6 protein-coding genes are annotated in these 6,013 nt (G+C 62.8%); 3 read left to right on the top strand and 3 right to left on the bottom strand.

What is annotated here, in order from left to right; translation table 11 throughout:
• The 3 genes from EOA86_RS18615 to EOA86_RS18605 all read left to right on the top strand — a co-directional run.
• On the top strand, window positions 1-1,109 hold a 1,109-nt coding region (locus EOA86_RS18615; RefSeq protein WP_128343009.1), incomplete at its 5' end, for a formylmethanofuran dehydrogenase subunit A.
• Window positions 1,097-2,005 (top strand): formylmethanofuran--tetrahydromethanopterin N-formyltransferase, encoded by a 909-nt coding sequence (gene fhcD / locus EOA86_RS18610; protein WP_128343007.1) that lies wholly within the window; start codon window positions 1,097-1,099, stop codon window positions 2,003-2,005. The genes EOA86_RS18615 and fhcD, both read left to right, overlap by 13 nt.
• On the top strand, window positions 2,002-2,811 hold the full coding sequence (locus EOA86_RS18605; RefSeq protein WP_065009303.1) for a formylmethanofuran dehydrogenase subunit C: 810 nt from the start codon (window positions 2,002-2,004) through the stop codon (window positions 2,809-2,811). The genes fhcD and EOA86_RS18605 overlap by 4 nt, the downstream gene beginning before the upstream one ends.
• Before the next feature lie 65 nt (window positions 2,812-2,876).
• Here EOA86_RS18605 and EOA86_RS38700 read toward each other — a convergent pair whose 3' ends face one another.
• The 3 genes from EOA86_RS38700 to EOA86_RS18595 form a co-directional block, all read right to left on the bottom strand.
• Entirely contained in the window at window positions 2,877-3,701 is an 825-nt protein-coding gene (locus EOA86_RS38700) for an alpha/beta hydrolase (protein WP_164891820.1), read from the bottom strand.
• Window positions 3,702-3,712: 11 nt separating this feature from the next.
• The gene (locus EOA86_RS38695) at window positions 3,713-5,200 is read right to left on the bottom strand and encodes an NAD-dependent succinate-semialdehyde dehydrogenase (protein ID WP_164891819.1); all 1,488 of its coding nucleotides are present in this window, start codon (window positions 5,198-5,200) and stop codon (window positions 3,713-3,715) included.
• A gap of 18 nt (window positions 5,201-5,218) precedes the next feature.
• Window positions 5,219-6,013, bottom strand: a 795-nt coding sequence (locus tag EOA86_RS18595; RefSeq protein ID WP_128343005.1) for an iron-containing alcohol dehydrogenase, incomplete at its 5' end; no start/stop codon positions are given.

Genomic DNA, 6,013 nt, shown 5'->3' with positions numbered 1-6,013 from the left:
TTGGGGTCAAGGTGATCAACGCCGGTGCGGCGGCCGCCTTCAAGGAAAACGTCCGCACCTTCTCGCTGGACGACGTCGTGCCTTCCTATGGCGTCAGCTCGCGCAAGATCGTCAAGACGCTGCAGGCGGCCGTCGACAGTCTCGGCGTCCCGCATCCTCTGCATGTCCATTGCAACAATCTGGGCAGCCCCGGATCGGCGGATACGGCGGCCGCGACGATCGCGGCGGCGGAAGGACTGCCGCTGCACCTCGCGCATCTCCAGTTCTACGGCTACGGCACCGAAGGCAAGCGCAGGTTTTCCTCGGCCGCGGCGCGTCTAGCCGAATTGGTCAACGCGACGCCGGAGGTCACCATCGACATCGGCCAGGTAATGTTCGGCCAGACGGTCACTGTCTCCTCCGACGTCATGCGGCAGTTTTCGGCGCGTGGCAGTGCCCACCCGAAGAAATCCGTCATTCATGATGGGGACGGCAATGGCGGCGGCATCGTGCCCTACAGCTATGGCAAGGATTTCTATGGCACGATGCAGTGGGCGATCGGGCTCGAGCTTTTTCTCCTGATCGACGATCCGTGGCGTGTCTTCTTCACCACCGATCATCCCAATGGCGCGCCCTTTACCGTCTACCCGGCTCTGTTCGAGCTGCTGATGAGCCGGGAAGCGCGCGCCGAAATGATTGCCGAACTTCCAAAATCCGCCATGGCGCTGTCCACCCTGGCCGCAATCGACCGTGAATACACGTTCGAGGAAATTGCCATCATGACGCGCGCGGCCCCAGCCAAGCTGCTCGGGCTGACGGATCGGGGCCATCTCGGCGTCGGCGTCACAGCCGACATCGCTGTCTACCGCAGGGACGAGAATATTGCGAAAATGCTGGGGCAGGCGGCGTATGTCTTCAAGGATGGCGCTCTCGTCGTGCAAGATGGGGAGATCACCCATTACCGTTGGGGCAAGGCGCTCAGGCTCAATCCGTCGCCGGACAAGGCGATGGTGCGGCGGCTGGAGGACTATCACCAGCAGCGTTACGGCCTGTCGCTGGACTGGTTCAATTTCCCGGATTCCGCGATAGCGCGCGAACAGCCGTTCGGCGAGGTTGCATGCCGAATCTGAGCGTACATGGCATAACGATCGACGATACCTTTGCCGAGGCCTTCGGCATGCGCGCGACCGCCATCATCATCACCGCGCCGAACCGGAAATGGGCGCGCCAGGCGGCGATCACGATGACCGGCTTTGCCACCTCGGTGATCGGCTGCGGCTGCGAAGCGGCAATCGATATCGAACTGCCGCCATCGGCCACACCGGATGGCCGGCCCGGCTGCCGCGTGATGATTTTCGCGATGGGAACAGACGAGCTGCAGAAACAACTGCTCAATCGCGTCGGCCAGTGTGTCTTGACCTCGCCGGGTTCGGCCTGCTTCGCCGGACTGGAGGGCAGCGCCGAGTTGAAGCTCGGTTCGGCGCTGCGCTATTTCGGCGACGGCTGGCAGATCTCCAAGAAAATCGGCGGCAGGCATTTTTGGCGCATTCCCGTCATGGATGGCGAATTCCTGTGCGAAGCAACGACCGGGCTGACGAAGGGTGCCGTCGGCGGCGGTAATTTCTTTGTCATGGCTGAAAGCAGCGCCAAGGCCTTGGTTGCTGCCGAGGCCGCCGTTGCCGCGATAGGCCTGGTGCCTGGCGCGATCGTGCCGTTTCCGGGCGGCATCGCCCGTTCGGGTTCCAAGATCGGTGGTAAATACAAGGGCATGATCGCCTCGGCCAACGAAGCCTACGCGCCGACACTGCGCGGTGTCGTCAGAAGTGAGCTCGGTCCCGACATCAACGCCGTCCTGGAAATCGTCATCGACGGCGAGACCAACGAAGCCGTTGCCGCCGCGATGAAGGCCGGCATCAAGGCCGTCATCGAGCTTGGGCCGAAGCGAGGCGCGGTTCGCATAAGCGCCGGCAATTACGGCGGCAAGCTCGGCAAGTTCATCTATTCGCTGAAGGATATGCTGCCATGAAGGCGCTGACCTTCACCCTTGTCGCCGAGCCGCCCGAGCGCCTTGACCTGTCGCCGCTGACGCCGGAGCGGCTTGCCGGGATGGAAAGGCGCGATATCGAAAAAGTCCAGATCGGCATGTCGAAGCATGGATCGAAGGTCGGCGATATCTTTCGCGTCGCCGGCAACGATCCGCTGGACATCGTGTTCGAAGGTGGAAGCGCGCGCCTCGACCGCGTGGCGGAAGGCATGCGGGGCGGTTCGGTTCGCGTCGTCGGTAATGCCGGCGCCCAGGCCGGGCGTGCCATGCGCGGCGGCAAACTCACGGTCGAAGGCAATGCCGGTCCGCATGCCGGCTCCGGCATGCGCGGCGGCAGGCTTGAAATTACAGGCAACGCCGGTGATCACCTTGGGGCGCCGCTCGCCGGGGAACTGGCCGGCATGAATGGCGGCGTGCTGATCGTCAGGGGCAAAGCCGGCGCTTTTTCCGCCGACCGCATGCGGCGCGGCCTGATCGCGGTGCTGAAAGGCTCAGGCGACCATGCCGGCAGCCGCATGATCGCCGGCACGCTGGTGGTGGCCGGCGGCACCGGCGAGATGCCCGGCTATCTGATGCGTCGCGGTTCGATCCTTCTCGATCGCGCGCCGAAAAGCCTGTCGCCGAGCTTCGTCGAATGCGGCGCGCCAGAGAGTGTCTTCGCCGCCATCGTCGATCGCCATCTGATCGCCGAGGGTTTTTTGAAACGGCCGCTTCTGGGCAAGGCGCCGCAGAAATATGGCGGTGACAACGCGGTGCTTGGAATGGGTGAGGTTCTTTTCCCTCGCTGAGGCGTTCAGCAGACGGCATTGCGGTAAAGCCGCCGTGGTGATGGCCGGCATGTCTGCTGGGAGGGTTAGCGGCGGTCGTTGGCAATCAGTTTCGTCAGGCAATCACCCGCCTGGCTCTGGGGCATGCCGAGATCTCTGACACTGTCCATGTGGTTGCGGTTCGTGAGAACAAGCGACGTTGCCGGCGAACCCTGCTGCAGCAGGTTCTCTTTGAATCGATCTGCTTGCTGATGGAAAGGCGGCGTCTCATTGGCTCCGACCAGAACCGTCGCCCTGGTTTGAGGATCATGCCGATAGGCAAGAGGTGTAAACATGGCGACTTCCTCATCGGTGATTCCAATCTCGTTGGCGAGAAAGGAGTTCTGGAGCGGTTTCAAATCGTAGAGCCCGCCGAGCAGAAGGACTGCCCGCACATTCGATGGGGTATTCTCGCTGTTGAACAGAAACGTAGAAAGATGTGCTCCAGCCGAATGGCCGCTGACAGTCAGCTCTGCCGGGTTTCCGCCGTGGTCGGCGATATGGGCCAGAACCCACTGCTTGGCGCGGCGCACCTGGTCGACGATCGTAGCCATTCTGACCTTGGGCATCAGAGCATAGTCGACGATGGCGGCAATCGCACCGGCCTGGGTAATCGTCGTCGCCACGTATGAGTAGTCGCGCTTGGAGAACATTCTCCAGTAGCCGCCATGGATAAACATGTGCACCGGCAGGCCGCTTCTTTTGCCCGAGGGAAAGAACAGGTCGATGGTTTCGGTCTGATCCGGCCCATAGGCAACGTCGGCTGTCATTGGAATGGTTGCGCGAACGGCCTCGCTGCGGTGAACGATGTCCTGCACGATTTTGTCAAAATCCGCGACGTGGTCGCGGATGCGAAACGGATCGCTTTGCACTCTTCCTCCGCTCAGATGCTGATGGCGAGGTATTTCGCCTCCATGAACTCGGCAATACCGTGATGCTGGCCGCCCTCGCGGCCAAGGCCGCTCTGCTTCACGCCGCCGAAGGGTGCTGCCGGATCGGACATCAAGCCGCGGTTGAGAGCGATCATCCCGGCTTCGATCTTGGATGCCACCCGCATTCCACGCGCAAGATCGCGCGTGTAGATGTAGGCGGCAAGACCGTATTCGGTGTCGTTGGCGCGCGCGATGACGTCGGCTTCCGTTTCGAATCTCGAGATCGGCGCCACCGGCCCAAAAATTTCCTCGTGCGCCATCTCCGCCTCGGCCGGGACGTCGCAGAGCACGGTCGGCGGATAATAGTATCCTGTTCCCGAGCCTGCCTTGCCCCCGCACAGCACCCGCGCGCCACGGGTGACAGCATCGTTGACCAGACGGTCGATCTTGTCGACGGCCTTCCTGGTGATCATCGGCCCGCACTCCGTGGCTGCGTCCGTACCAGCTCCGATCTTGAGTGCCGACATCCGCCTGGCGAGGCATTCGCCAAAGGCATCGTAAACGCCGGACTGGACATAGATGCGGTTTGCAGCCGTGCAAGCTTCGCCGGCGTTGCGCATCTTCGCCACCATCGCCCCATCGACCGCCGCGTCAAGGTCCGCGTCATCGAACACAAGGAATGGCGCATTGCCGCCAAGTTCCATCGAACACGAAACCACGTGCTTTGCGGCCTCGGCCAGCAGAACGCGCCCTACACCCGTCGAGCCGGTAAAGGAGAGTTTCCGCACCCGCGGATCGGCCAGCAGCGCGGCCGTCACAGGGCCGGGATTGGAGGTTGTCAGAACGTTCACCAGACCTGGCGGAACGCCTGCTTCCTGGTAGAGCGCGGCAAGCGCGTAGGCCGTGAGCGGGGTCTCGCTGGCTGGCTTCAAAATTACGGTGCATCCGGCAGCCAAGGCGGGCGCGATCTTGCGCGTCGCCATGGCGGCAGGGAAGTTCCAGGGTGTGACAAGGATGCAGATGCCGATGGGCTCGTAGTCGACCACGATCCGGTTCGTGCCGGAAGGCGCCATTCCGAATTCACCGGTGATGCGAACGGCTTCCTCGGCATTCCAGCGAAAGAATTCCGCAGCATAGGCGATCTCGCCACGCGCGTCCCTGAGTGCCTTGCCGTTTTCCAGCGAGATCAGGGTTGCGAGCGTCTCGGAACGTTGCGTCATCAGCTCGAAGCAACGTCTGAGGATTTCGGAACGCTTGCGGGGTGCCGTTGTGCGCCAGCCATCGGCGGCCTTGGCCGCAGCCTCCACGGCCGCCGCGGCATCTTCGATCGTCGCATCGGGAACGGCGGCGATCACTGCCTCGGTGGAAGGGTCCACGACCTGGATTTCCCTGCTGTCGGCGGATTGCCTCCATTGGCCACCGATATACAAGCCGTGGGAAAATCTATGGAAGTCGGCAGTGTCCTGCTCGTCCTCCAGCACCTGATGAGATATGTTCATGGCCTGCTCCTCTATTGCTCACACGACGTAGGTGGCGAGGTCGCCATCATAGGCAGCCTGGATCAGGGCCCGCATGGCTGCCAGATCGAATGGACGCGGATTGTTCTTGATGAGACGGTCAATGCCGAGCGCCTGTTCGGCCGTCCAATCGAGCTTGTCGGCGGGAAGTCCGAGCTTGGCCAGCGTAGGCGTGATCCCGATCGCTCCAAACAGCCGGCCGATCTCGTCGATCGCCGCGTCGGCCATCTCACCGGTACTCCGGTCCCTCCCGTCGAGACCAAGGGCAAGGCCGATCTCGGTCATCTCGGCGGCCGCGGCGACCCGGTTGTACTTCATGACATACGGCAACATGGTGGCGACACCCAGCCCATGCGCGGTGTGGGTAACGGCTCCGATCGGATATTGCACCGCGTGCGCCGCCGCTGTTCCGGCCGTACCGAACGCGCAGCCGGCTGCAAGCGCGCCCATCATCACTTCGGCCCGAGCGTCCTCGTCGGCGGGGTCGCGGTATGCCTTCTCGAGACTGCGGCCAAGCAGCTTGATCGCGAGCAGCGCAAAATGATCGGTCAGCGCGCTCTTGCCGATGAAGACATGCTGTTGCGGCAGGTTGGGGTCAGTTCCGCGCCTGACGGCGGTAAAAGCCTCGATCGCATGTGTCAGCGCGTCTGCGCCCGCGATCGCCGTCAGTCCCGGGGGGCATGTCATCGTCAGTTCCGGGTCGCAGATGGCGGCTGCCGCAATCAGATGCGGGCTGGAGATGCCTACTTTCATGGTGCGATCCGGATCGGAGATCACCGCGACAGGTGTCACTTC

Source organism: Mesorhizobium sp. M5C.F.Ca.IN.020.32.2.1 (assembly GCF_004023105.1).
Lineage (GTDB): Bacteria > Pseudomonadota > Alphaproteobacteria > Rhizobiales > Rhizobiaceae > Mesorhizobium > Mesorhizobium wenxiniae.
Note: the sequence above shows the minus strand (reverse complement) of the source record. Positions and strands in the feature narration are given on the sequence as shown.

Bases quoted from the DNA above. Each gene is read 5' to 3' on its own strand.
- fhcD (WP_128343007.1), top strand. From the start codon at position 1,097: ATGCCGAATCTGAGCGTACATGGCATAACGATCGACGATACCTTTGCC.
- EOA86_RS18605 (WP_065009303.1), top strand. From the start codon at position 2,002: ATGAAGGCGCTGACCTTCACCCTTGTCGCCGAGCCGCCCGAGCGCCTT.
- EOA86_RS38695 (WP_164891819.1), bottom strand. From the start codon at position 5,200: ATGAACATATCTCATCAGGTGCTGGAGGACGAGCAGGACACTGCCGAC.